Annotated in this window: 17 protein-coding genes and 1 riboswitch; of the genes, 4 read left to right on the top strand and 13 right to left on the bottom strand. The window is 57.9% G+C overall.

Translation table 11 applies throughout. The annotated features are described in order from the left end of the window. Window positions 1-47: 47 nt before the first annotated feature. Together rapA and M2407_RS18750 are read right to left on the bottom strand one after the other, a co-directional pair. Complete coding sequence (gene rapA, locus M2407_RS18755) at window positions 48-2,954, bottom strand: RNA polymerase-associated protein RapA (protein WP_201895748.1); 2,907 nt, start codon at window positions 2,952-2,954, stop codon at window positions 48-50. A gap of 268 nt (window positions 2,955-3,222) precedes the next feature. Beyond that, window positions 3,223-5,586, bottom strand: a complete 2,364-nt coding sequence (locus M2407_RS18750; RefSeq protein WP_162302928.1) for a DNA polymerase II — start codon at window positions 5,584-5,586, stop codon at window positions 3,223-3,225. A 332-nt stretch (window positions 5,587-5,918) separates the two neighbouring features. On the opposite strand from M2407_RS18750, the gene M2407_RS18745 reads away from it, so the two are divergent. After that, window positions 5,919-6,686 carry a DedA family protein gene (locus M2407_RS18745; protein ID WP_130016174.1) on the top strand — a complete coding sequence of 256 codons (768 nt, stop codon included), beginning with the start codon at window positions 5,919-5,921 and terminating at the stop codon, window positions 6,684-6,686. Between the two features lie 147 nt (window positions 6,687-6,833). On the opposite strand, the gene ilvN is transcribed toward M2407_RS18745, so the two are convergent. From ilvN to sgrR, 7 genes are all read right to left on the bottom strand, one after another. Beyond that, window positions 6,834-7,127 (bottom strand): acetolactate synthase small subunit, encoded by a 294-nt coding sequence (gene ilvN, locus M2407_RS18740; RefSeq protein WP_116691300.1) that lies wholly within the window; start codon window positions 7,125-7,127, stop codon window positions 6,834-6,836. A gap of 3 nt (window positions 7,128-7,130) precedes the next feature. Continuing rightward, a complete protein-coding gene (gene ilvB / locus M2407_RS18735; protein WP_020825186.1) occupies window positions 7,131-8,825 on the bottom strand; it encodes an acetolactate synthase large subunit in 1,695 nt (564 codons plus the stop codon). Between the two features lie 111 nt (window positions 8,826-8,936). After that, on the bottom strand, window positions 8,937-9,050 hold the full coding sequence (gene ivbL / locus M2407_RS18730; RefSeq protein WP_218167600.1) for an ilvB operon leader peptide IvbL: 114 nt from the start codon (window positions 9,048-9,050) through the stop codon (window positions 8,937-8,939). 88 nt (window positions 9,051-9,138) lie between these two features. Next, window positions 9,139-9,843 carry a thiamine ABC transporter ATP-binding protein ThiQ gene (gene thiQ, locus M2407_RS18725; RefSeq protein WP_128865034.1) on the bottom strand — a complete coding sequence of 235 codons (705 nt, stop codon included), beginning with the start codon at window positions 9,841-9,843 and terminating at the stop codon, window positions 9,139-9,141. A 114-nt stretch (window positions 9,844-9,957) separates the two neighbouring features. Beyond that, window positions 9,958-11,562: a thiamine/thiamine pyrophosphate ABC transporter permease ThiP gene (thiP, locus tag M2407_RS18720; protein WP_259218889.1), complete on the bottom strand. Its 1,605-nt coding sequence runs from the start codon at window positions 11,560-11,562 to the stop codon at window positions 9,958-9,960. Continuing rightward, window positions 11,538-12,524: a thiamine ABC transporter substrate binding subunit gene (thiB, locus tag M2407_RS18715; RefSeq protein ID WP_259218888.1), complete on the bottom strand. Its 987-nt coding sequence runs from the start codon at window positions 12,522-12,524 to the stop codon at window positions 11,538-11,540. Before thiB ends, thiP begins: the two co-directional genes overlap by 25 nt. A 58-nt stretch (window positions 12,525-12,582) precedes the next feature. Next, window positions 12,583-12,708: riboswitch (TPP riboswitch) on the bottom strand. Window positions 12,709-12,745: 37 nt separating this feature from the next. Next, window positions 12,746-14,407, bottom strand: coding sequence for an HTH-type transcriptional regulator SgrR (sgrR, locus tag M2407_RS18710; protein ID WP_046374530.1), 1,662 nt, complete (start codon window positions 14,405-14,407; stop codon window positions 12,746-12,748). Between the two features lie 90 nt (window positions 14,408-14,497). Here sgrR and sgrT point away from each other — a divergent pair, with 90 nt between their 5' ends. The 3 genes from sgrT to M2407_RS18695 all read left to right on the top strand — a co-directional run bounded on the left by sgrT (window position 14,498) and on the right by M2407_RS18695 (window position 17,650). Beyond that, window positions 14,498-14,671 (top strand): glucose uptake inhibitor SgrT, encoded by a 174-nt coding sequence (gene sgrT / locus M2407_RS18705; RefSeq protein ID WP_020825191.1) that lies wholly within the window; start codon window positions 14,498-14,500, stop codon window positions 14,669-14,671. A gap of 159 nt (window positions 14,672-14,830) precedes the next feature. Next, window positions 14,831-16,036, top strand: a complete 1,206-nt coding sequence (locus M2407_RS18700; RefSeq protein WP_128865013.1) for a sugar efflux transporter — start codon at window positions 14,831-14,833, stop codon at window positions 16,034-16,036. Between the two features lie 141 nt (window positions 16,037-16,177). Continuing rightward, window positions 16,178-17,650, top strand: a complete 1,473-nt coding sequence (locus M2407_RS18695; RefSeq protein WP_046374528.1) for a DASS family sodium-coupled anion symporter — start codon at window positions 16,178-16,180, stop codon at window positions 17,648-17,650. A 134-nt stretch (window positions 17,651-17,784) separates the two neighbouring features. Here M2407_RS18695 and leuD read toward each other — a convergent pair whose 3' ends face one another. The 4 genes from leuD to leuA are packed head-to-tail and all read right to left on the bottom strand — an operon-like array spanning window position 17,785 to window position 22,467. Next, window positions 17,785-18,387 carry a 3-isopropylmalate dehydratase small subunit gene (gene leuD / locus M2407_RS18690; protein WP_020825194.1) on the bottom strand — a complete coding sequence of 201 codons (603 nt, stop codon included), beginning with the start codon at window positions 18,385-18,387 and terminating at the stop codon, window positions 17,785-17,787. Between the two features lie 9 nt (window positions 18,388-18,396). Next, the gene (gene leuC / locus M2407_RS18685) at window positions 18,397-19,797 is read right to left on the bottom strand and encodes a 3-isopropylmalate dehydratase large subunit (RefSeq protein WP_046374527.1); all 1,401 of its coding nucleotides are present in this window, start codon (window positions 19,795-19,797) and stop codon (window positions 18,397-18,399) included. Window position 19,798: 1 nt separating this feature from the next. Further along, window positions 19,799-20,890, bottom strand: a complete 1,092-nt coding sequence (gene leuB, locus M2407_RS18680) for a 3-isopropylmalate dehydrogenase (protein ID WP_041414192.1) — start codon at window positions 20,888-20,890, stop codon at window positions 19,799-19,801. Window positions 20,891-20,892: 2 nt separating this feature from the next. After that, on the bottom strand, window positions 20,893-22,467 hold the full coding sequence (leuA, locus tag M2407_RS18675; RefSeq protein WP_020825197.1) for a 2-isopropylmalate synthase: 1,575 nt from the start codon (window positions 22,465-22,467) through the stop codon (window positions 20,893-20,895). Between the last annotated feature and the right edge of the window lies 1 nt (window position 22,468).

Raw genomic sequence — 22,468 nt, 5'->3', positions numbered from 1 at the left:
TCCGCTGAGAGTAACGGCCAGGGGAACTGCAGTTCCCCTGGCGCGGGTTACTGGTGAGTGACGACCACCAGACGGATTGCATCCAGACGCCATCCCGCCTCATTCAGGTTGAGCAGCACCTGCTTGCGGTTGAACTCCAGCGTTTCTACCTCGTCATCACGAATATTCGGGTTGACCGCCTTCAGGGCTTCCAGACGAGCCAGCTCGGTGCTCAGCTTGTCATCCGCTTCCTGTTTGGCCTGCTCGATCAGGGCGCGAGCCTGTTCTTCAACCAGGCTTTCCGCCTGTTGCAACATGGCATGCACATCCTGTTGCACCGCATTGACCAGCTTGCTGGAGGTATGGCGGTTGACCGCGTTCAACTGGCGGTTGAAACTTTCGAATTCAACCTGCGCTGCCAGATTGGTGCCTTTGCGATCCATCAACATGCGGATTGGCGTTGGCGGCAGGAAGCGAGTCAGCTGCAGATGTTTCGGCGCCTGCGCTTCGACCACATACACCAGCTCGACCAGCAGGGTACCGACCGGCAGTGCCTTGTTTTTCAACAGAGAAACTGCACAGCTGCCGGTATCGCCGGACAGGATCAAATCCAGGCCGTTGCGGATAATCGGGTGTTCCCAACTGACGAACTGGGCATCCTCACGCGACAGGGCCTGTTCGCGATCGAAGGTGACGGTACAGCCGTCCTGCGGCAGACCCGGGAAGTCGGGCACCAACATGTGGTCGGACGGCGTCAGAACAATCAGGTTGTCGCTGCGATCGTCCTGATTGATGCCGACGATGTCGAACAGGTTCAGCGCGAAGCCCACCAGATTGACGTCGTTGTCCTGATTGGCAATGGCTTCCGCCAGCGCCTGCGCTTTCTCGCCGCCGTTGGAGTGCATTTCCAGCAGGCGGTCACGGCCCTGCTCCAGTTGCATTTTCAGGTGATCGTGCTGCTGGCGGCAGGCGTGAATGAACTCGTCCAGCCCTTCCTGCTCGGTCGGCGAAGCCAGGAAAGCGATCAGCTGCTCGTAGCCGCTGTCGTAAATGGTACGGCCGGTCGGGCAGGTATGCTCGAAGGCATCGAGCCCTTCGTGGAACCAGCGGCCCAGAACTGCCTGAGCGGTGTTCTCCAGGTACGGCACCATGATTTGAATGTCATGCATCTGGCCGATACGGTCCAGACGGCCAATACGCTGTTCCAGCAGGTCCGGGTTGAACGGCAGGTCGAACATCACCAGATGGCTGGCGAACTGGAAGTTACGGCCTTCGGAGCCGATCTCGGAACACAACAGCACCTGGGCACCGTCTTCTTCGGAGGCGAAGTAAGCGGCGGCGCGGTCGCGTTCGATAATCGACAGGCCTTCGTGGAACACGGCGGCACGGATAGCTTCACGTTCCCGTAGCACTTGCTCCAATTGCAGCGCGGTGGCGGCCTTGGCGCAGATCACCAGCACTTTTTCGTGGCGATTGGTCACCAGATAGTTCAGTAACCATTCAACGCGAGGATCGAAGTTCCACCAGGTGGCGTTCTCGCCTTCGAATTCCTGATAGATTTGCTCTGGATAGAGCATGTCGCGTGCGCGCGCCTCAACGGTTTTCTTCGCGCCCATGATGCCGGACACTTTAATGGCGGTCTGGTACTGGGTCGGCAACGGCAGTTTGATCTGGTGCAGGTTGCGGTGCGGGAAGCCTTTGACGCCGTTGCGCGTGTTACGGAACAGCACGCGGCTGGTGCCGTGGCGGTCCATCAGCATGGTGACCAGTTCCTGACGCGCCTGCTCGCTGTTTTCACCGTCGCTGTTGGCGGCTTTCAGCAGCGGTTCAATGTCTTGTTCGTCGATCAGCTCGCCGAGCAGGTTCAGCTTGTCGTCGGCCAGGCGCTCACCGCTGAGCAGCAAGGTAACGGCATCGGCCACCGGGCGATATTTTTGCTGTTCGGCAACAAAATCGTGGTAGTCGTGGAAACGGTTCGGATCCAGTAGGCGCAGACGGGCGAAGTGGCTTTGTTGGCCAAGTTGCTCTGGCGTTGCGGTCAGCAGCAGCACGCCGGGAATGTGTTCTGCCAGTTGTTCGATCACCTGGTATTCACGGCTCGGCGCATCTTCGCTCCAGGCCAGATGGTGCGCTTCATCCACCACCAACAGATCCCACTGGGCATCGGCCAGTTCTTCCAGGCGCTGCTTGTTGCGGCGTACGAAGTCCAGCGAGCAGATCACCAGCTGTTCGGTTTCGAACGGGTTGCTGCTGTCGAGTTTGGCCTCTGAGTAACGGCTGTCGTCAAACAGAGAGAAATACAGGTTGAAGCGGCGCATCATTTCGACCAGCCACTGGTGCTGCAGGGTTTCCGGCACCACGATCAATACGCGCTCGGCGCGGCCTGCCAGCAACTGCTGGTGGATAATCATCCCGGCTTCGATGGTTTTACCCAATCCAACTTCGTCCGCCAACAAAACGCGCGGCGCATGACGCTGGCCGACTTCATAGGCGATATGCAACTGGTGCGGGATCAGGCTGGCACGCATGCCACGCAGGCCGGCGAACGGCAGGCGATACTGCTCGCTCTGGTATTTACGCGCGCGGAAACGCAGGGCGAAACGGTCCATACGGTCGATCTGGCCGGCAAACAGGCGGTCCTGCGGTTTGCTGAAGGTCAATTTGCTGTCCAGCAGCACTTCGCGCATCGCCACACCGCTCTCCTGGGTATCCAGGCGGGTGCCGATATAGGTCAGCAGACCGTTATCCTCTTTGACCTCTTCGACCTGCAGTTCCCACCCTTCGTGGTTGCTGATGGTGTCGCCCGGGTTGAACATCACGCGGGTGATTGGCGAGTCATTTCTGGCGTAGAGGCGGTTTTCACCGGTTGCGGGGAAAAGCAGGGTAATCATGCGCGCATCCAGCGCCACGACGGTTCCCAGTCCTAATTCGCTTTCCGTATCGCTGATCCAGCGTTGACCAAGTGTAAAAGGCATATATTGTCGGCTCGATTCTTTTAAGTAAGTCTTGTTACCGGGCGGAAAGGGCCGCGGCACCCGTATCAAACGTCTGCTAATCCCGATTTATTTTAATATGGCGGGCAATAGCTATTCATCCCATGCATACATCGTCAGACGACATGGGGGGTGTGTGGGTCCAGAATTTGGGAAGGGCGCTATGGTAATGGAAGGCGGCGCGTTCGTCACCTGCAAAACCCGATGATTTTTCTTAACCCTTCACCAAACCCTGCTGGCGGGCGGAATGTTAAAACAGTCCCATCTGCCCGGTCACCAGCGTGGTAAAATCGTCATGTAAAAATGGCAGTATAGCGTCTGCTACCGGCTGCAGCTGGCGCTCCAGATAATGGGGATAATCAATCGCCGACTGCTGGGTCTCCAGCGGCTCCGGCCCGGCCACGGTCATGACATAGCTGATCCAGCCGCCGTTTTGGTATTGCAACGGTCGTCCCTGCTGACGATTATAGTCGTCGGCGATACGTGCCGCGCGCACATGCGGTGGAACGTTGCGCTGATAGTCGTCCAGCTTTCTGCGCAGACGCTTGCGGTAGACCAGCCGATCGTCGAAATCGCCGTTAAGCGTTTGACTAACGTATTCACGCACAAAATCCTGGTAGGGCTGGCGTTTAAAAATGCGTTGATACAGCAGGCGCTGAAACTGCTGTGCCAGCGGTGTCCAGTCGGTGCGCACCGTTTCCAATCCCTTGTAGACCATCTCTTCGCTGCCGTCCGGTTGGGTGATCAGCCCCGCGTAACGTTTTTTGCTGCCCTGCTCGGCGCCGCGAATGGTGGGCATCAGGAAACGTGAGTAATGGGTTTCAAACTCCAGTTCCAGCGCATTTTCCAGCCCGTACTCTTGCTGCAAATGCTGTTGCCACCATTGGTTCACCTGTTGCACCAGCTTTTGGCCTATTTGCGCCGCTTGCTGCTCGTCATGCGGTTGTTTGAGCCAAACGAAGGTCGAGTCGGTATCGCCGTAGATCACCTGATACCCCTGCGCCTCGATCAGCTCGCGCGTTTGCCGCATGATTTCATGGCCGCGCAGGGTGATCGACGAGGCTAATCGGGGATCGAAAAAACGACAGCCGCTCGATCCTAATACGCCATACAGCGCGTTCATGATGATCTTTAAGGCCTGCGACAAGGCTTTGTTCTGTTGACGTTTCGCCGCTTCACGGCCTTGCCAGATCTGCTCGACGATCGCCGGCAAACAGTGCTTGCTGCGTGAAAAACGCGCGTGGCGAAAACCGGGCACCGAGTCCGCATCGCCTGGGTTTCGCATGCCTTCGACCAAGCCGACCGGATCGATCAGGAAGGTGCGGATGATTGAGGGATACAGGCTCTTGTAATCCAGCACCAGCACCGAGTCATACAGGCCGGGTTGCGAATCCATCACAAAACCGCCGGGGCTGTGTTCCTCGGGCTGTTCACCCAGGTTGGGGGCCACAAAGCCCAGCCGGTGCATGCGCGGCATATACAGATTGCTGAAGGCGGCCACCGAACCGCCGCTGCGGTCGGCTGCCAGCCCGGTAACCGTGGCGCGTTCCAGCAGGAAGGTCAGCAACTCGGTTTTGGCAAAAATTCGCGTAACCAGTTCGCAGTCTTTCAGGTTGTAACGCGCCAGCGCGGGCTTGTCTTCGGCAAAGCGCCGGTCGATTTCTGCCATGCGCTGGTAAGGGTTATCGATAGACTTGCCTTCTCCCAGCAGCGTTTGCGACACGTGTTCCAGGCTGAACGACGGAAAGTTCCAGGTGGCGGATTTCAGCGCTTCAATGCCGTCGATAATCAGGCGACCGGCAGCGGAAGCGAAAAAGTGATTCTGTTTGAAACCGTGTTCGCGCCACTCCAGCAGGTTGCCGCCACGGCCCAGTCGCAGCGGGATCTGATAGCGTTCGGCGTGTTTTTGCAGCACGCGCAAATCGAACTGCACCAGGTTCCAGCCAATAATGGCGTCGGGATCGTGTCGCTCAAGCCATTGGTTCAGCCGTTCCAGCATTTGCGGACGGCTGACGCAGTACTCCAACTCAAAATCCAGTGGTTCATTGCCGCCGTTGGCGGGCCCAAGCATGTAAACCTGGCGCTGGCCGCAGCCTTCCAGGGCAATCGAGTACAGCTCGCCGTGGGCGGTGGTTTCAATGTCCAGGGAGACCAGCTTCAAGGTTGGGCGGTATTCCGGCGCCGGTTTCATTTGGCCGCCCTGCAGCGGGCCGTTGCCGTTGGCCTGGCCGCTGAACCACACCGGTGCGGTGATGAAACGCTCCATCAGGTAGCGTTCCGGTGGCCGGATATCGGCCTCGTAGACATTGACGCCGCCGTCTTTCAGCAACTTTTCCAGCTTGATCAATTGGCGGTGCTGACGGCAGTAAAGCCCCACTACCGGGCGATGGTGAAAGTCAGTCAACGGCAGGGGTTTCAGCTCCAGTTGCCGCTCCTCACGCAGCAGCAGTTCAGCGCGCTGGCGCTGTTCGGCCGGGATAAAAGCTACGGAGGTCTGCGGCGCCAGACGAAGTTGCTGCGGCCCATTGTCGGTCGCCAGCCAAAACTCCACCTCGGTGCCGGCAGGCGTATCACGCCAGTGGCGGGTGAGCAGAAAGCCCTGTTGGAGTGACATCATATACCCTTCGTATTTCAAGCTGCGGCGTTGTTGGCTGCGTGCGTTCACCCCAGTCACTTACTTGAGTAAGCTCCTGGGGACTCTCGCTCTTGCCGCCTAGCCGCAACTTGAAATCCATTGGGTATTCCCCTGATGCTCAAGGCGTGGTGTCGTTGGCTGTTTGCGAAAGCTTTGGTTCTGGTAGATAAATTATAGTATGGGTTTTTATACAGTAATTGTCCATGGCCGCACAGTTCTGCCAAAAAAGCATACAATTCACAGGTTGACTCGCTCCCGGCCGCACCGGACAATCCCACGCCCACGCGCTTTGGATAACGAACAGAGGTTTAATGGAAGCCTATTTACAGCACTTGATCACCCAGTCATTGGCTTTCACTCTGATGGTGGTCATGTTTGTCGCGTTTCTGGAATCGCTGGCGCTGGTGGGGCTGTTGCTGCCCGGCACGGTCATGATGGCCAGTATCGGTGCGTTGATCGGCAGCGGTCAGGTAGATTTCTATTATGCCTGGGCTGCGGGCATCGTGGGTTGCCTGTTGGGTGACTGGATTTCTTACTTTATCGGCCGCGCCTTCAAGGGGCCGCTGCACCGCTGGTCATTCTTGAAGAAGAACAAAGCGATGCTGGACAAGACCGAGCACGCGTTGCACCAACACAGTATGGCGACCATCCTGATTGGGCGCTTTGTTGGCCCAACGCGCCCGCTGGTGCCGATGGTGGCCGGCATGCTCGATTTGCCGCCGTATAAATTCGCGTTGCCTAACATCATCGGCTGTATTGCCTGGCCACCAGTCTATTTCTTCCCCGGTATTTTGGCCGGCGTAGCCATCGATATCCCTGCCAGCGCCAACAGTGCGTTATTTAAGTGGTTGCTGTTTGCGGTAGTGGTATTGATTTGGTTGGCCGCCTGGCTGAGCTGGCGATGGTGGCGCGAAGGCAAACGCAGCGCTGACCGGCTTGGCAAGTGGCTGTCACCGGTACGTCTGCGGATAGCCTGCGTCCTGAGCTGGGGATTGGCGATCGGCACCTTTTATTATCTGCACCAGCAACCGCTGATGCCGGTCTACCGTCACCTGCTGTGGAAGGTGTTGGCTGGCTGATATCCCCGTTGTCTTTCAAGCGGCAGCGTTGTTGGCTGCGTCCCTAAACCCCAGTTACTTACCTAAGTAAGCGCCTGGGGATTCAGGCTCTTGCCGCCTAGCTGTCACGTGAAATCCATAGTGGATAGGGTTTGGTGTTCTGCCACCTTACTGGAAGAAGGCTTCCAGCTGTTCAAACACCCGCACGTCTTCGCTGTGGCGTTTTACCTGCAGCACATCTTCGAGTTTTTCTACCTGGCTGATCATCTGCATCAGCCGTTGATCGTCCGCCACCAATAGCCAGATGCGGCTTTGTTTACCGTCTTTCAGCGGCAGGCAAAGAATGCCCTCCACGTTGAAGGCACGGCGGGCAAACAGGCCGCAGACGTGCGACATCACGCCAGGGTGGTTACGTACCGCCAGTTCCAGAATCACCTGTGGGTTATTGCGTTGTTCTGACATGGCTTATTCTCCAATCATGTCGATGTTGGCAGCGCCCGGCGGCACCATCGGGAAAACTTTTTCATTAATATCAATCAGCGCATGGATCAGGCAAGGCCCTGGACGTTGGATCGCTTCGGCCAGTGCCGCCTGCGGATCTTCTGCGGCATTCAAATCGCAGGTGTCCATCCCGAAACCGGCGGCAATCTTGATAAAGTCGGTGCGCTTGGGATAGGCGGCGGCGAAAATGCGCTGCTGGTAGAACAGCGTTTGCTGCTGGTGCACCAGCCCCAACGCCTGGTTGTTCATCAGGATAATTTTCACGTCCAGGTCATGTTCGACGGCGGTCGCCATTTCCTGAATGTTCATCATCAGGCTGCCGTCACCGGAGAAACACAGCACCTTGCGCTGCGGCTCGGCCAGGGCAGCGCCGATCGCCGCCGGCAGGCCGAAGCCCATGGTGCCCAGCCCGCCGGAGGTCAGCCACTGGCGCGGTCGGCTCAGCGGATAGGCTTGTGCTACCCACATCTGATGCTGGCCCACGTCGGTGGTAATGATGGCGTTTTCGTCCACGCAGCGCGCGGCAGCCAGCACCAGCCCGTAGTGGCTCAGCGGATCTTCGGCGTTAGGCATGCTGAACGGGAACTCGCGCTTGAGATCATTGACGGTACTCAGCCATTCGCTGCGTGGCTGCGCTTCGATTTGAGGCAGCAGTTGTTGCAATACCTGGCCTACGTCGGCGTGAATGGCAATATTGGCCTGCTTTACCTTGCCCAGTTCGGCGCGATCGATGTCCACGTGAATGATGCTGGCGTTTGGACAGAATTGCTCGGTCTTGCCAATCGCCCGATCGTCAAAGCGCGCGCCCAGCACGATCAGTAAATCAGCCTCTTGCAGAATAAAGTTGGTACTGCGCGCCGCATGCATACCCAGCATGCCCAGCGACAACGGATGCTGCACCGGCATGGCGCCCAATGCCATCAGCGTCATGGTGGTGGGCAGGTTGGCGCGTTCAGCGAGCTCAATCGCCTGCTGATAGGCGTTGGCGCAGATGATGCCGCCGCCCAGATACAACACCGGGCGTTTGGCCTGATTGATCATCGCGGCGGCCTGCGCCACGGCGGTAGCTTCAAAGGTTGGCGCCGCATCGGGAACGGCGATCGGCGGCAGTTCGTCCAGGCTGATAACCGCCGTTTGAACATCTTTCGGTACGTCGATCCACACCGGGCCAGGTCGGCCGGATTCAGCGATGCGGAATGCGTCACAGATCACCTGCGGCAGTTCGCGGATATCGCGGACTAAATGGTTGTGCTTGGTGATTGGAATCGAGATGCCATAGGTGTCCACTTCCTGGAAGGCGTCGGTGCCAATCATCGAAGAGGGCACCTGGCCGGTGATGCACACCAGCGGGATAGAATCGAGTTTGGCGTCGGCGATGGCGGTGACCAGATTGGTCGCGCCCGGGCCGCTCGAGGCGATACAAACCGCCGCCTTGCCGTTAGCGCGTGCCATACCCTGCGCCATAAAACCCGCCCCCTGTTCGTGGCGAGCCAGTACGTGATGAATACGGGTGCTTTGGCTCAGAGCGTCATACAGCGGCAGTGCCGCGCCGCCGGGAATGCCGGCGACGGTGGTGATGCCCTGACGCTCCAGCAGATGAACGATCAACTCTGCGCCGGTGAAGCGGTTACCTTGATGTGGCGTGCCCGAAATTGCCATGTTCCTATCCTTTCTCAAGGCCGGTTTGCTTTTCTGGGCAGGGGGCTAAAACTAAAAACCCCGCCCGGTTTGCGCCGGCGGGGTTTGGGAATCGATGCGTTGATTCGGACCCTACGGCGCATTGCCGACGACCACCACCACACGCACGACGACCACCGCGGCTGGTAGCGCGGTAATTAGTAGGGTCGAAGTCAGCGAGGATGCGATCACAGGGAACCTTATCATCAGTAAAAAAAGTCAGGTTTTTATAAAACCACAGGCGAAAAATTCGCACAACTGGTTTATTTGCACAGCATAAAAAACGGGCGGAAGATCACGGTTTGTGTGAAATGCCCAGCACCTTGGCTTCCGGCGCGCTGCCGTCCAGCAGCGCCTGCGTCGGGCCGTCGTAAAAAATACGGCCGTCCACCACCAGCAGGGTCCGTGGCGCGATGTGTGCGGCGTCATCCAGGTTGTGCGATACCATCAACAGCGTCAGGTTTCGCTGGTCGCAAACTTCCTGCAGCAGTTGCAGCATCTCGTTGCGTAAAGCCGGATCGAGCGCTGAAAAAGGTTCGTCGAGTAACAGGATGGGCCGCTGGCGGATCAGGCAACGCGCCAGGGCGGCACGCTGGCGTTGGCCACCGGAAAGTTGCGACGGCAGGCGGGGAAGATGTTCTTCCAGCCCCACTTGCCGGGCAATTTGCGCCAACTGCCGCTTCTGCTCTTCATTCAGCCGCAGGCCGGGATCCAGGCCTAAACCGATGTTCTGCGCTACCGTCAGGTGGGCGAACAGGTTATTTTCCTGAAACAGCATCGAGACCGGGCGCTTGGCTGGCGGCGTGCCGGTGTGGTCGCTGCCGTTAAGCAGCAACCTGCCGCTGGCGGACGGCAGAAAACCGGCGATCAGGCTGAGCAGAGTGCTCTTCCCCGCCCCGCTGGGGCCCAGCACCGCGACGCGTTCGCCCGGTTGAATACGCAGGTCGAAGCGCATTGGCAGGTGTTCATACAGGTAGGTCAGTTTTTCAAGCTTTAGCATATGTCCTTCATCTTTCACGTTGCCGCTGTGTTGGCTTTCTTCACTTATCCCAGTCACTTAGGGAACTAAGCTCCTGGGAATGCGCTCAGTCGCCGCCTTGCTGCAGCTTGAAATCTATCGGACAGAGCGGCCCGGTAAGCGTTCGATCAGGGTAAACAGCAGGAAGCACAATAACAGCAACAGCAGCGCGGTGACCGCGCCGTCATTGCTGCGGTAGGCGCCGATCTGCTGGTACAGGTAAAAAGGCAGGGTGCGGAAATGTTCGTTGCCAAACAGTGCCACCACGCCGAAATCGCCGATCGACAGTACGCAGGCGAAGGCCAGCGCCTGGGCCAACGGGCGGCGCAGCGCTTTCAGCTCAATCCAGCGTAGCCGCTGCCAGCCCTGAATATCCAGCGACAGGCACAGCGGATTATAACGTTCGGCCAGGTCGCGCATGGGGTTTTCCAACACTTTTAGCGCATAGGGCACGGCCATCAACGCATTGGTGAGGATCACCAGCGCGTACGGCGACTGCGGCAGCCCGACGGTGTCGCTCAACAGCAGGAAGAAACCGGTGGCCAGCACAATGCCCGGCATCGCCAGGATCACCATACCGCTCAACTCCAGCGCGTGCCCCCAACGCAGTCTCTGTTGCAGCTTCAGCTCACGGCTGCTCCACAGCAGCATCATGGTCAGCACGACACAAAGTACGCCCGCCCCCAGAGCGATGCGCAACGAAGTGAACAATGCCTGCCACAACACCTGTTGCTTCAGGACGCTAACCATCGTTTGATTGGCGCCGTCGGCGATCACCGCCAGCAGTGGGGGCAACAGCAGCAGCAACGCGGCGGCAATCAGCAAAAAGTCACTGATGCGTCGCCACAGGCTGTCTTCCGGATTACGCCAGATAGTGGCATGGGTATTGCCGACCGGCAGCGCCTGGCTCAGGCGCTGGCTGAAGATCACCAGCCCCAGGCAGCATGACAGTTGGATCAGCGCCAGCAGCGCGGCGCGGCTGAGATCGTAGTCGTAACTGAGCGCCTGATAGATGGCCAGTTCGATGGTGGTCGCCTGCGGTCCACCTCCCAGCGACAGTACGGTGGCGAAGCTGGCGAAGCACAGCATAAAGATCAGCGCGCCGCTCGGCAGGATTTGACGGCGCAGCGCCGGCCACTCGACAAAGCGAAACTGCTGCCAACCGCTCATGCCGAGCTGGGCTGCCAATTGGCGCTGTTCAACCGGGATGTTTTCCAGCGCCTGCAGCAACAGACGTGTCGCCAACGGCAGGTTGAAGAACATGTGCGCCAGCAGGATGCCCTGTAGACCATAAGGCGTGAAACTGTAGTTAATGCCCAGCCAGCCACACAGCATTGCCAACCAGCCCTGGCGGCCATATACGCTGAGCAGGCCGAATACCGCCACCAGCACCGGCAGCACCAGCGTCATGGCGCAGAGCCGCAGCAGTAACTGACGACCGGGGAAACGGCGGCGATAGAGCGCCCGAGCCAGCAGGATCGCGGGTAGCACCGAGATCAGCGCGGACAGCAGGGCCTGCCAAAACGTGAAGCGCACTACGTGCCACAGGTAGCTGTCTTGCCATATACCACGCCAATCGCTGTCCGGCGCGTGCCGCCACAGCGACCCCATCGCCAGCACGGCGATGGTCAGGATCAGGCCGACGGCCAGCAGCCCCGGCCATAGCCAACGCGGGATCAGTGGCTGACGGCGGTTTGCCATGCCCGGATCCAGTTGCTGCGTTGTTTGGCCACGTCTTCTGCGCTGTACTGCAGTGCGGTCTGCGGAACGGTCATTTGGTCAAATCCGGCCGGCAGTGAGGTCTTGATCACCGGGTACATCCAGTTGCCGGTAGGAATGGCGTTTTGGAACGCCGGGGATACCATAAATTGCATAAAGCGTTCCGCCAACTCAGGCTGCTTGCCGGCCTTGAGTTTGCCCGCCACTTCCACCTGCAGATAATGGCCTTCACTGAAGTTGGCCGCGGCGTAGCTGTCTTTTTTTTCTTCAATCAGATGGTAGGCCGGGGAGGTGGTGTAGCTAAGCACCAAATCGCCTTCGCCTTTCAGGAACAGGCCATAGGCTTCGCTCCAGCCCTTGGTTACGGTGACGGTTTTCTTCGCCAGCTTCTGCCAGGCAGCCGGTGCCTGATCGCCATACACTTTCTGCATCCACAGCAGCAGACCCAAACCTGGGGTACTGGTACGCGGATCCTCATAGATCACTTTCCAGTTCTGGCTGCTGTCGACCAGCTCATGCAGGCTTTTGGGCGGGTTTTTCAGCTTTTCTTTGTTGTAAACGAAAGCAAAGTAGCCGTAGTCATAGGGGACGAAGGTTTTGTCTTGCCAGCCGCCCGGTACGCTCAATTTGCTGCTGTCGACGTCGCTTGGTGCGAATAGCCCGGTTTGCTGCGCCGCCTGCAGCAGGTTGTTGTCCAGCCCCAGCACCACGTCGGCGTCGCTGTTTTTGCCTTCCATGCGCAGGCGGTTAAGCAGTGAGACACCGTCTTCCAGCGCGACAAATTTCAGCTCGCAATCGCACTGGGCCTCAAAGGCTTTTTTGACCGCCGGGCCAGGGCCCCAGTCAGCGGCGAAGGAATCGTAGGTGTAGACCGTCAGCGTGGGCTTGGCGAACACCGGTGCGGCGCACAGCAACAGTAACAAGGGCAGGCTTTTTTTGACCACTTTGCACTCCTGAAAATTTAGGGGGGCAAGGGTATCTGAGGGGGCAAGCGGCTGATGCCGGATCGCTGGGCTCAAATCCCTCCGCCGGTATTGACCGGATCAGGTTCGACGGGTTTGTTCTCAGCAAAACCGGCCGCTTGCGTTTTCATTACGCTGCTGTCGTTTTGCACCCCGTTGAGACGGCGCCATTGTAAAGACTAACGGGCGCCGGTGAAAGGTGCTTATGCTTCCGGCGGCGCAAACCAGGCGGATTTGAAATCGAACCAACCCAGAGTGTTCATTCGCACGCCGCGCATGCTGCGCTGGCCATGCAGTTGCAGCCAGTGGTGGAACAGAGGATGCAATTGATGGCCGCTGACCAGACGTTGGCAAAAGTCCGCCAGCGGCAGGGCATTGGCGCGCCACAGCGCCGCATCTTCGGACAAGTCCTCACTCATGCAGTGCTGCATCAGCGGCAGTTCATACAGGGTGGCGAACAGTGAGAACTCCAGCGGCAGATAAAAGTTGGCGCTGCCGAGCCACAAATCGGTGCTCGCGTCGCCTTTATGCCAGGTAGCGTAATCGACAATCTGAATATTCAGCTTAATGCCGTGCTGCGCCAGCAGCGGCTCGATGGCCTGCTGAATGGCGTGGAACTCCGAGTGTTCGCTGTAGTAGGTCAGGGTCAGTTCGGTCAATCCGGCCGGTTTGGGCTGCAATGCCAGCGCGCGATTGTGGTGCCAGCGCGGCAGAATGCCGTAGGCCGGTGACCAATAGCGTTGATAAACAGGGCCGGCGTTGCTCAGGAGCGAAATAGGGTTGATCAGTTCGCATAACCAGCTGCGGATGACCGGATCGGCCGCCAGCGGGGAGCGCTGATCGAATAGCAGAAAATAGCAGCCTTCTTCCAGTCGACTTTCCAGCTCGTTTTTCCCGGTATCGTCCGCCTGGAGCTGTACGCCGGAGTGTACCAGTTCTTCGGTCACCTCTGGCAGCACCCAAATATTGACCTCGTCGATCAGTGCGCGATAGCCAAAGTAATCATCAAAGGCGTGAATTTTCATCTGGCTGCGGTGATTGCGCACCACGCTATAGGGGCCGGTACCGACCGGATGGCGCGAGAACTCCGGCAGGCTTTGCCACTCGCGCGGCAATATCATGGCGTGCACGCTGCCCAGCAGCCACGGCAGCCAGTAATCGGGGCTGTGCAGATGCACGTCAATCACGTAGGGCGTCGGCGACGTCACGCGTTCGATATGGGAGAACAGCGGTTGTGGCATCAACCGGCTGAGCGAACTGATGACATCTTCCATTTCCAGCTCGCGCCCATGGTGGAAATGAATGGCCGGGCGTAAATAAAAGCGCCAATGCAACGGCGTTAAAGCTTGCCAGTGATGAGAAAGATCGGATTCCAGTTCCCCGTTTTCCTCATTTATCCGCGTCAGGCCGCTGAAAATTTGTCTCGCCAAATGGGTTTCCGAGCGCCGCAGCGCCGAGCCCGGCAACAGATTGTACAGTTGCCGGTAATAGAGCACGCGCAGGATGTGTTTACCCTGACGAAAGCTGCGGCCCAGTTGGGACAGCAGCATCTGCCGCACCACATTTTTATCGCCGACCAGTTGCACCAGCTGATCGATACGATCCTGCTCCAGCAACTCCTCGGCACGCTGTTGCTGCAACGCCAGACCGGTATAGTGAAAGGTCAGTTGCGAACGCTTGCCGCGCCCCGATTCTGCCTGCCAGGTCAGCCAGCCCTGCTGCTGCATGGCGCCCAGTAGTGATCGCACGTGGCGACGCGAGCAGCTGAGCACTTCGGCCAGCTCCTGTAACGTGGTTTCGGTCGGTTCGCCATGGCAGCGCTGCCACAGGCGAATGAACTGCTGTTGCAATCTGGAAGTGGACATAAAAGAGGAAGGCTCCGGCGGTAACCCATCAATTTATCTTTCCCTATATTACGCCGATAATTTTCCTCAATGAAAGGGGGAGGGCGACGGATGAAAGTTTTCTTGTCAAAACAGTTCTATCAGCGCTACTTCAGCGCAGTACGCCGGCAACATGCTGACTGGTTGGGACTGGTACCTGAACAGGCGCGGCTGGAGATGTTGGCTCACCTGACCCAATGGGATATCGCGTCAATGACGGACAAGCAATACCGCGAGCACCTCTGAGGCTTCGGTAGCGAAAGTGTTTCTGAGTAATGGTGCTGTTCACCAGCCAGTGGGGTTATACCCACTGGTTTTTTTATTGTGGGCTGCGGGGATATTGTTGCAATTTTTTCCCCTTGGCCTAAGGTTCTGTCTTCCGCATTAAGGGCCTGAGACGAAGATATGAAACGACTGCATTGGCTGCCACGCCGCTTTAATCCCGTCTTTGCCGCTTTCCTGCTGATTGCTTTCCTTTCCGGTATTGCCGGAGCGCTATTGGCGCCGACCCTGAGCCTGTTTTTAACCACCGAGGTTAAGGTCCGGCCGCTGTGGGTGGGGCTGTTCTATACCGTTAACGCCATTGTCGGCATCGCGGTCAGTTTTCTGCTGGCCAAACGTTCGGACACGCGCGGCGATCGACGCAAGCTGATCCTGGTGTGCTGCCTGATGGCGGTCGGCAACTGCCTGCTTTTTGCCTTCAACCGTGACTATTTGACGCTGATTACGGCCGGGGTGCTGCTGTCGGCGATAGCCAACACCGCCATGCCACAGATTTTCGCACTGGCGCGGGAATATGCTGACAGCTCGGCACGTGAAGTGGTGATGTTCAGTTCGGTCATGCGTGCGCAGCTGTCGTTGGCCTGGGTGATTGGCCCGCCGCTTTCGTTTACGCTGGCGCTGAATTACGGCTTTACGGTGATGTTCGTTATTGCCGCGGCGACCTTTGCAATTTGTGCATTGCTGGTGTGGTTTACGCTGCCTTCGGTGCCGCGTGTCGCGCCGGTAGAACCTGCCGATACGCTAATCGCAGCCCCTTCGGCACCGATTGCCCCAGTCAGCGCCTGGCGGAACCCGGATGTCAGGCGGTTGTTTATCGCCTCGGTGCTGATGTGGACCTGCAATACCATGTACATCATAGACATGCCGCTGTATATCACCGCCGATCTGGGCCTGCCGGAGAACCTGGCGGGGCTGCTGATGGGCACGGCGGCCGGGCTGGAGATCCCGGCGATGCTGCTGGCCGGTTATTACGTCAAGCGCTTCGGCAAACGCAATATGATGCTGTTCGCCGTGGTGGCAGGCATCCTGTTTTATGCCGGGCTGGTGGTGTTCAAGTTCAAGCTGGCGTTGATGGTATTACAGCTGTTCAATGCTATCTTTATCGGCATCATCGCCGGTATCGGCATGCTCTATTTCCAGGACCTGATGCCAGGGCGGCCCGGTGCGGCGACAACGCTGTTTACCAACAGTATTTCTACCGGGGTGATCCTGGCCGGGGTGCTGCAGGGCGCGTTGGTGGAAAACCTGGGTCATTACGCGGTGTATTGGTTGGCGGCACTGCTGGCGGTGGCGGCGTTATGGATGAGCGCCCGCGTGCGAGAAGTGTGAGTTTAAACGTCGTCAATATTGACGCATGTCATTGAGAACATTACGCCAACGGCCCAAGCTAAACGAAACCGGAGCCCGATCGCTGTGCTCCCGCCCATCTTGCTGCTGAGATGCCGATCCGTTTAGAAAAGTGGGTATGTTATGGATAAACTAACACCGCTCAAACCTGTCCCTTCCCTGTGTGCCGTCGTCGTCGCTCTGCTTATCTGGTTTGTGATCCCGGTTCCCGAAGGGGTTGCGCCCAATGCCTGGCATCTGCTGGCGCTGTTTATCGGCACTATCATCGCCATCATTGGCAAGGCAATGCCGATTGGTGCGGTTTCCATCGTGGCCATCGCACTGGTGGCCGTAACCGGTGTCACTAACCCCGGCAAACCGGGCGCGGCGCTCAATGATGCGCTCAGCGGGTTCTCCAACCAGCTGATTTGGCTGATCGGTTTTTCGATCATGATCTCGCTTAGTCTGAACAAAACCGGGCTGGGCGCGCGCATTGGCTACTACTTTATTTCGTTGTTCGGTAAGAAGACGTTGGGGATCGCCTATGCATTGACGCTGGCGGAAACCACTCTGGCGCCGGTCACCCCAAGCAATACCGCCAGAGGCGGCGGGATTATCCATCCGATCATGAAGTCAATCGCCGACAGCTTCGGCTCGCGGCCCGATCTGAACACCTCCGGTAAAATTGGCCGCTATCTGTCGCTGGTGAATTACAACATCAACCCCATCACGTCGGCGATGTTTATCACCGCGACTGCGCCTAACCCGCTGATCGTCAGCCTGATCGCCAAGGGTACGCACGGCAACTTTGAGCTTTCCTGGTCAATGTGGGCAATTGCCGCTCTGGTGCCGGGCGTGTGTTCGTTGATCGTTATGCCGCTGGTCATTTATCTGTTGTATCCACCGGAGGTGAAAAGCACCCCGGACGCGCCGCGCTTCGCTCGCGATAAGCTACAGGCTTTGGGGCCAGTCACATTGCCGGAGAAAATCACCCTGGCAGTGTTTGCTCTGCTACTGGTGCTGTGGGCGGGTATCCCGGCGATGATCTTCGGCCCGGCGCTGGCGGTTAACCCCACCACGGCCGCGCTGATTGGCCTGGCGGTGCTGTTGGCGACCGGCGTGCTGAGTTGGGAAGACGTTTTGAAGCACAAAGGGGCCTGGGATACGGTGGTGTGGTTCTCTGCGCTGGTGATGATGGCCAGTTTCCTCGGCAAGTTGGGGTTGATTAGTTGGCTGTCGCAGACCGTGGGCAGCGGTATTGATCATATGGGGATGAGCTGGGTGGGCGGCACCGTGCTGTTAACCATCATCTATCTGTATTCGCACTACTTCTTTGCCAGCACCACCGCACACGTCACCGCCATGTTTGCCGCCTTCTTTGCCGCCGGTGTTGCGCTCGGGGCGCCACCGGCGCTGTTGGGCCTGATCCTGGCGTTTTCGTCTTCTCTGATGATGTCACTGACCCACTATGGTACCGGGACGGCGCCGATCATTTTCGGTTCCGGCTATGTGACGCTGGGCGAATGGTGGAAAGCCGGTTTTGTGATGAGCGTGATTAACCTGCTGATTTGGATGTTAATTGGCGGGGCCTGGTGGAAGTGGCTGGGTTACTGGTGATACCCGTCATACTTGAAGCTGCCGCTGTGTTGGCTGCGTAAGCGCACCCCTGTCACTTAGTTCGCTAAGCTCCAGGGGATTTACTTACTTGCCGCCTTGCCGCAGCTCCAATTATTTAGGGTATTAGCCGCTGATCAGTTCAGAAACGCGGGCTGCTGCGCCTCGTAGCGAGAAATATCCGCTTCGTGTTGCAGCGTCAGGCCGATGCTGTCCAATCCGTTAATCATGCAGTGGCGGCGGAAGCTGTCGATCTCAAACGGGTAGCTTTTGCCGCCGGCATTGACCGTCTGATTCTCCAAATCGACCACGAATTCGACCCCTTCGTTGTCTGCGACCAGTTTGAACAATTCATCAACCTGTTGTTCGCTCAAAGTAACCGGCAGCAGCTGGTTGTTGAACGAGTTGCCGTAGAAGATATCGGCGAAGCTGGGCGCAATCACCACTTTAAAACCGTAATCGGTCAGTGCCCACGGAGCGTGCTCGCGTGAGGAGCCACAGCCAAAGTTTTCGCGCGCCAGCAGGATGCTGGCACCCTTGTAGCGCGGCTTGTTCAGCACGAACTCAGGGTTTGGCTGCTGGCCGGCGTCATCGAGGAAGCGCCAGTCGTTAAACAGGTGCTGGCCGAAGCCGGTACGCGTCACTTTCTGTAAAAACTGTTTTGGAATGATGGCGTCGGTGTCGACGTTAGCCGCGTCCAGAGGCACGACCAAACCAATATGTTGAGTAAATTTAGACACGTTAGCCCCTTAGTGAATATCACGGATATCGGCGAAATGACCGGCAACGGCCGCCGCCGCCGCCATCGCCGGGCTGACCAGGTGAGTACGTCCACCGCGGCCCTGACGCCCTTCGAAGTTACGGTTGCTGGTGGAGGCGCAGCGCTCGCCGGGGTTCAGACGATCGTTGTTCATCGCCAGGCACATTGAGCAGCCCGGCAGACGCCATTCGAAACCGGCTTCAATAAAGATTTGATCCAGGCCTTCCGCTTCCGCTTGAGCTTTCACCGGGCCGGAGCCCGGTACCACGATCGCCTGTACGCCATTGGCAACCTTGCGGCCTTTGGCGATTGCCGCAGCCGCACGCAAATCTTCGATACGTGAGTTGGTACATGAGCCGATAAACACTTTGTCGATCGGCACTTCGGTCAGCTTGATGCCCGGTTTGAGGTCCATATAGGCCAACGCTTTTTCTGCCGAGGCACGTTCAACCGGATCGCTGAACGATTCCGGCGCCGGGATTGCCTGATTAACGGCAATAACCTGCCCTGGGTTGGTACCCCAGGTAACCTGTGGCGCGATGTCTTCGGCGCGCAAGGTCACTACGGTATCAAATTTGGCGTCGTCATCTGACTTCATGGTGCGCCAGTAGGCGACGGCCTGTTCCCAGTTGTTGCCGGTTGGGGCAAACTGACGGCCTTTCAGGTATTCAAAGGTGGTGTCGTCCGGAGCCACTAACCCGGCTTTGGCGCCCATTTCGATCGCCATGTTGCACAGGGTCATACGGCCTTCCATGCTCAGCGCTTCAATCGCTTTGCCACAGAATTCCACGACGTGACCGGTACCGCCGGCGCTGCCGGTTTTGCCGATGATCGCCAGCACGATGTCCTTGGCAGTAATACCTTCGGCGGCATCACCGGTGACTTCAATCTTCATGGTTTTGGCGCGACCCTGTTTCAGGGTTTGGGTAGCCAACACATGTTCCACTTCCGAGGTACCGATACCGAAGGCCAGTGAACCGAAGGCTCCATGCGTCGCGGTATGCGAGTCGCCGCAGACGATGGTCATGCCCGGCAGCGTCATGCCCTGCTCAGGGCCGATGACGTGTACGATGCCCTGGAAAGGGTGGTTCAGGTCATACAGCGAGACGCCGAATTCAGCACAGTTCTTGATCAGCTCCTGCATTTGAATACGCGCCATCTCGCCGCTGGCGTTGATGTCTTTGGTTTGGGTCGAGACGTTGTGGTCCATAGTGGCGAAGGTTTTGCCAGGTTGGCGCACCTTGCGGCCCATGGCGCGCAGACCGTCAAATGCCTGTGGCGAAGTGACTTCGTGCACCAGATGGCGGTCGATATACAACAGCGGCGTTTCGTTCGGCGCTTCGTACACCACGTGGGCATCGTACAGCTTCTGATATAAGGTCTTGGCCATGTTATGCCCCCTGAGCTACAAAGCGGGCGATGATGTCACCCATTTCATCGGTGCTGATGGCTTTACCGGTACCTGCCAGATCGGCGGTGCGGTAACCCTGTTCCAGCGCCTGGTTGATTGCGCGTTCTACGGCATCCGCTGCTTCAGTGGCACCCAGGCTGTAACGCAGCAGCAGGGTGGCGGACAGGATCTGGGCGATTGGGTTGGCGATGCCTTTACCCGCGATGTCCGGTGCAGAACCGCCTGCGGGCTCGTATAAACCGAAGCCTTGCTCGTTCAGGCTGGCGGACGGAAGCATGCCCATCGACCCGGTGATCATTGCGCACTCGTCGGACAGGATATCGCCGAACAGGTTGGAACACAGCAGCACGTCGAACTGCGACGGGTCTTTGATCAACTGCATGGTGGCGTTGTCGATATACATATGCGACAGCGACACATCTGGGTAATCCTTGGCGACCTGATTGACCACTTCGCGCCACAGAATCGAGCTCTGCAATACGTTGGCTTTATCAATCGAGGTCACTTTATTGCGGCGCTTGCGGGCAGATTCGAAGGCGATGCGCGCAATGCGTTCGATCTCGAAGCGATGATAGACCTCGGTGTCGAAAGCGCGCTCCTGCATACCCTGGCCTTCACGGCCTTTCGGCTGGCCGAAGTAGATACCACCGGTCAGTTCACGCACGCACAGAATATCGAAACCGCGGGCGGCGATGTCGGCCCGCAGCGGGCAGAACTCTTCCAACCCTTGATACAGGCGAGCAGGGCGCAGGTTGCTGAACAGTTTGAAGTGCTTGCGCAAGGGCAGCAAGGCACCGCGTTCAGGTTGTTCTGCCGGCGGCAAGTGTTCCCATTTCGGGCCACCTACTGAACCGAACAGGATGGCGTCGGCTTGCTCGCAACCGGCGAGGGTTGCCTGTGGCAGCGGACTGCCATGACGATCGATGGCAATACCACCGACGTCGTACTCGGCTTCGGTGATGCGGATATCAAAGCGCTGACGCACTGCGTTCAACACTTTACGCGCTTGGGCCATTACTTCCGGGCCGATTCCGTCTCCGGGCAAGACGGCAATGTGGTAGGTCTTCGTCATGTTCACACCGTTTCCTGATTATTTTGATGTTTGTTTTGCTGCAGACGCTGCTTTTCTTTTTCTACCTGCTGGGAGCGCCAAATATTATTCAGTACGTGAACCATCGCCTTGGCGGAGGATTCCACGATGTCGGTCGCCAGACCTACGCCATGGAAGCGGCGGCCGTTGTACGACACCACGATATCAACCTGGCCCAGCGCATCGCGCCCCTGGCCCTTGGCGGTTAATTGATATTTCACCAGTTCGATCGGGTAACCGGTAATACGGTTGATTGCCTGATAAACCGCATCAACCGGGCCATTGCCGGTGGCAGCTTCGGCTTTCTCTTCTTCGCCGCAGACCAATTTCACCGAGGCGGTGGCCATAATGCTGCTGCCCGACTGCACGCTGAAGTAATCCAGGCTGAAGTGCTCTGGCTCTTCCTGCTGCTTATTAATGAAGGCCAGCGCTTCCAGGTCGTAATCGAACACCTGGCCTTTTTTGTCGGCCAGCTTCAGGAAGGCGGCGTACAGATTGTCCAGGTTGTAGTCCTGTTCCTTATAGCCCATCTCTTCCATACGGTGTTTCACCGCAGCGCGACCGGAACGGGAAGTCAGGTTCAACTGTACATCCTTCAGACCTATGGTCTGCGGGGACATGATTTCGTAGTTTTCGCGATTTTTCAGCACGCCGTCTTGGTGAATACCGGAGGAGTGGGCGAAAGCATTGGAACCGACGATCGCTTTGTTGGCCGGGATCGGCATGTTGCACAGCTGGCTGACAATCTGGCTGGTACGGAAGATTTCCTGATGATTGATGTTGGTGTGCACGTTCATGATGTCCTGGCGCACTTTGATCGCCATGATCACTTCTTCCAGCGAGGTGTTGCCTGCGCGTTCACCGATACCGTTCAAGGTCCCTTCAACCTGGCGGGCGCCAGCCTGTACTGCGGCGATGGAGTTGCCGACCGCCATACCCAGATCGTCGTGGCAGTGAACGGAGATAATGGCTTTATCGATATTCGGTACGCGGTCATACAGGGTGGTGATAATACCGCCAAACTGGTTCGGGGTGGTGTAGCCCACGGTGTCCGGGATATTGATGGTGGTCGCGCCGGCATTGATAGCGGCTTCCACCACGCGACACAGGTTATCGATTGGCGTACGGCCGGCGTCTTCACAGGAGAATTCTACGTCGTCAGTGTAGTTACGGGCGCGTTTCACTGAGCGTATTGCCATCTCCAGCACTTCGTCGAACGAGCGCTTCAGTTTTGATTCAATATGCAGGGTCGAGGTGGCCAGGAACACGTGAATGCGGAACGCTTCGGCGACGCGCAATGCTTCGGCCGCGACGTCGATGTCTTTATCTACGCAACGAGCCAGGCCACAGACACGGCTGTTTTTAATCTGGCGAGCGATGGTTTGCACGGATTCGAAATCACCCGGTGAGGAGACAGGGAAGCCTACTTCCATGACGTCGACACCCATTCTCTCCAGCGCCATCGCTATCTGAATCTTCTCTTTCACGCTCAGGCTGGCCTGCAGCGCTTGCTCGCCATCACGCAAAGTTGTATCGAAAATAATGACTTGTTGGCTCATC

The organism is Serratia sp. BIGb0234 (assembly GCF_024809915.1).
Taxonomy (GTDB): domain Bacteria; phylum Pseudomonadota; class Gammaproteobacteria; order Enterobacterales; family Enterobacteriaceae; genus Serratia; species Serratia liquefaciens.
Note: the sequence above shows the minus strand (reverse complement) of the source record. Positions and strands in the feature narration are given on the sequence as shown.

What these genes read in the sequence shown, in the direction of transcription:
- rapA (WP_201895748.1), bottom strand. Translation starts at nt 2,954, where the DNA reads ATGCCTTTTACACTTGGTCAACGCTGGATCAGCGATACGGAAAGCGAA.
- M2407_RS18750 (WP_162302928.1), bottom strand. Translation starts at nt 5,586, where the DNA reads ATGTCACTCCAACAGGGCTTTCTGCTCACCCGCCACTGGCGTGATACG.
- M2407_RS18745 (WP_130016174.1), top strand. Translation starts at nt 5,919, where the DNA reads ATGGAAGCCTATTTACAGCACTTGATCACCCAGTCATTGGCTTTCACT.
- ilvN (WP_116691300.1), bottom strand. Translation starts at nt 7,127, where the DNA reads ATGTCAGAACAACGCAATAACCCACAGGTGATTCTGGAACTGGCGGTA.
- ilvB (WP_020825186.1), bottom strand. Translation starts at nt 8,825, where the DNA reads ATGGCAATTTCGGGCACGCCACATCAAGGTAACCGCTTCACCGGCGCA.
- ivbL (WP_218167600.1), bottom strand. Translation starts at nt 9,050, where the DNA reads ATGATAAGGTTCCCTGTGATCGCATCCTCGCTGACTTCGACCCTACTA.
- thiQ (WP_128865034.1), bottom strand. Translation starts at nt 9,843, where the DNA reads ATGCTAAAGCTTGAAAAACTGACCTACCTGTATGAACACCTGCCAATG.
- thiP (WP_259218889.1), bottom strand. Translation starts at nt 11,562, where the DNA reads ATGGCAAACCGCCGTCAGCCACTGATCCCGCGTTGGCTATGGCCGGGG.
- sgrR (WP_046374530.1), bottom strand. Translation starts at nt 14,407, where the DNA reads ATGTCCACTTCCAGATTGCAACAGCAGTTCATTCGCCTGTGGCAGCGC.
- sgrT (WP_020825191.1), top strand. Translation starts at nt 14,498, where the DNA reads ATGAAAGTTTTCTTGTCAAAACAGTTCTATCAGCGCTACTTCAGCGCA.
- M2407_RS18700 (WP_128865013.1), top strand. Translation starts at nt 14,831, where the DNA reads ATGAAACGACTGCATTGGCTGCCACGCCGCTTTAATCCCGTCTTTGCC.
- M2407_RS18695 (WP_046374528.1), top strand. Translation starts at nt 16,178, where the DNA reads ATGGATAAACTAACACCGCTCAAACCTGTCCCTTCCCTGTGTGCCGTC.
- leuC (WP_046374527.1), bottom strand. Translation starts at nt 19,797, where the DNA reads ATGGCCAAGACCTTATATCAGAAGCTGTACGATGCCCACGTGGTGTAC.
- leuB (WP_041414192.1), bottom strand. Translation starts at nt 20,890, where the DNA reads ATGACGAAGACCTACCACATTGCCGTCTTGCCCGGAGACGGAATCGGC.
- leuA (WP_020825197.1), bottom strand. Translation starts at nt 22,467, where the DNA reads ATGAGCCAACAAGTCATTATTTTCGATACAACTTTGCGTGATGGCGAG.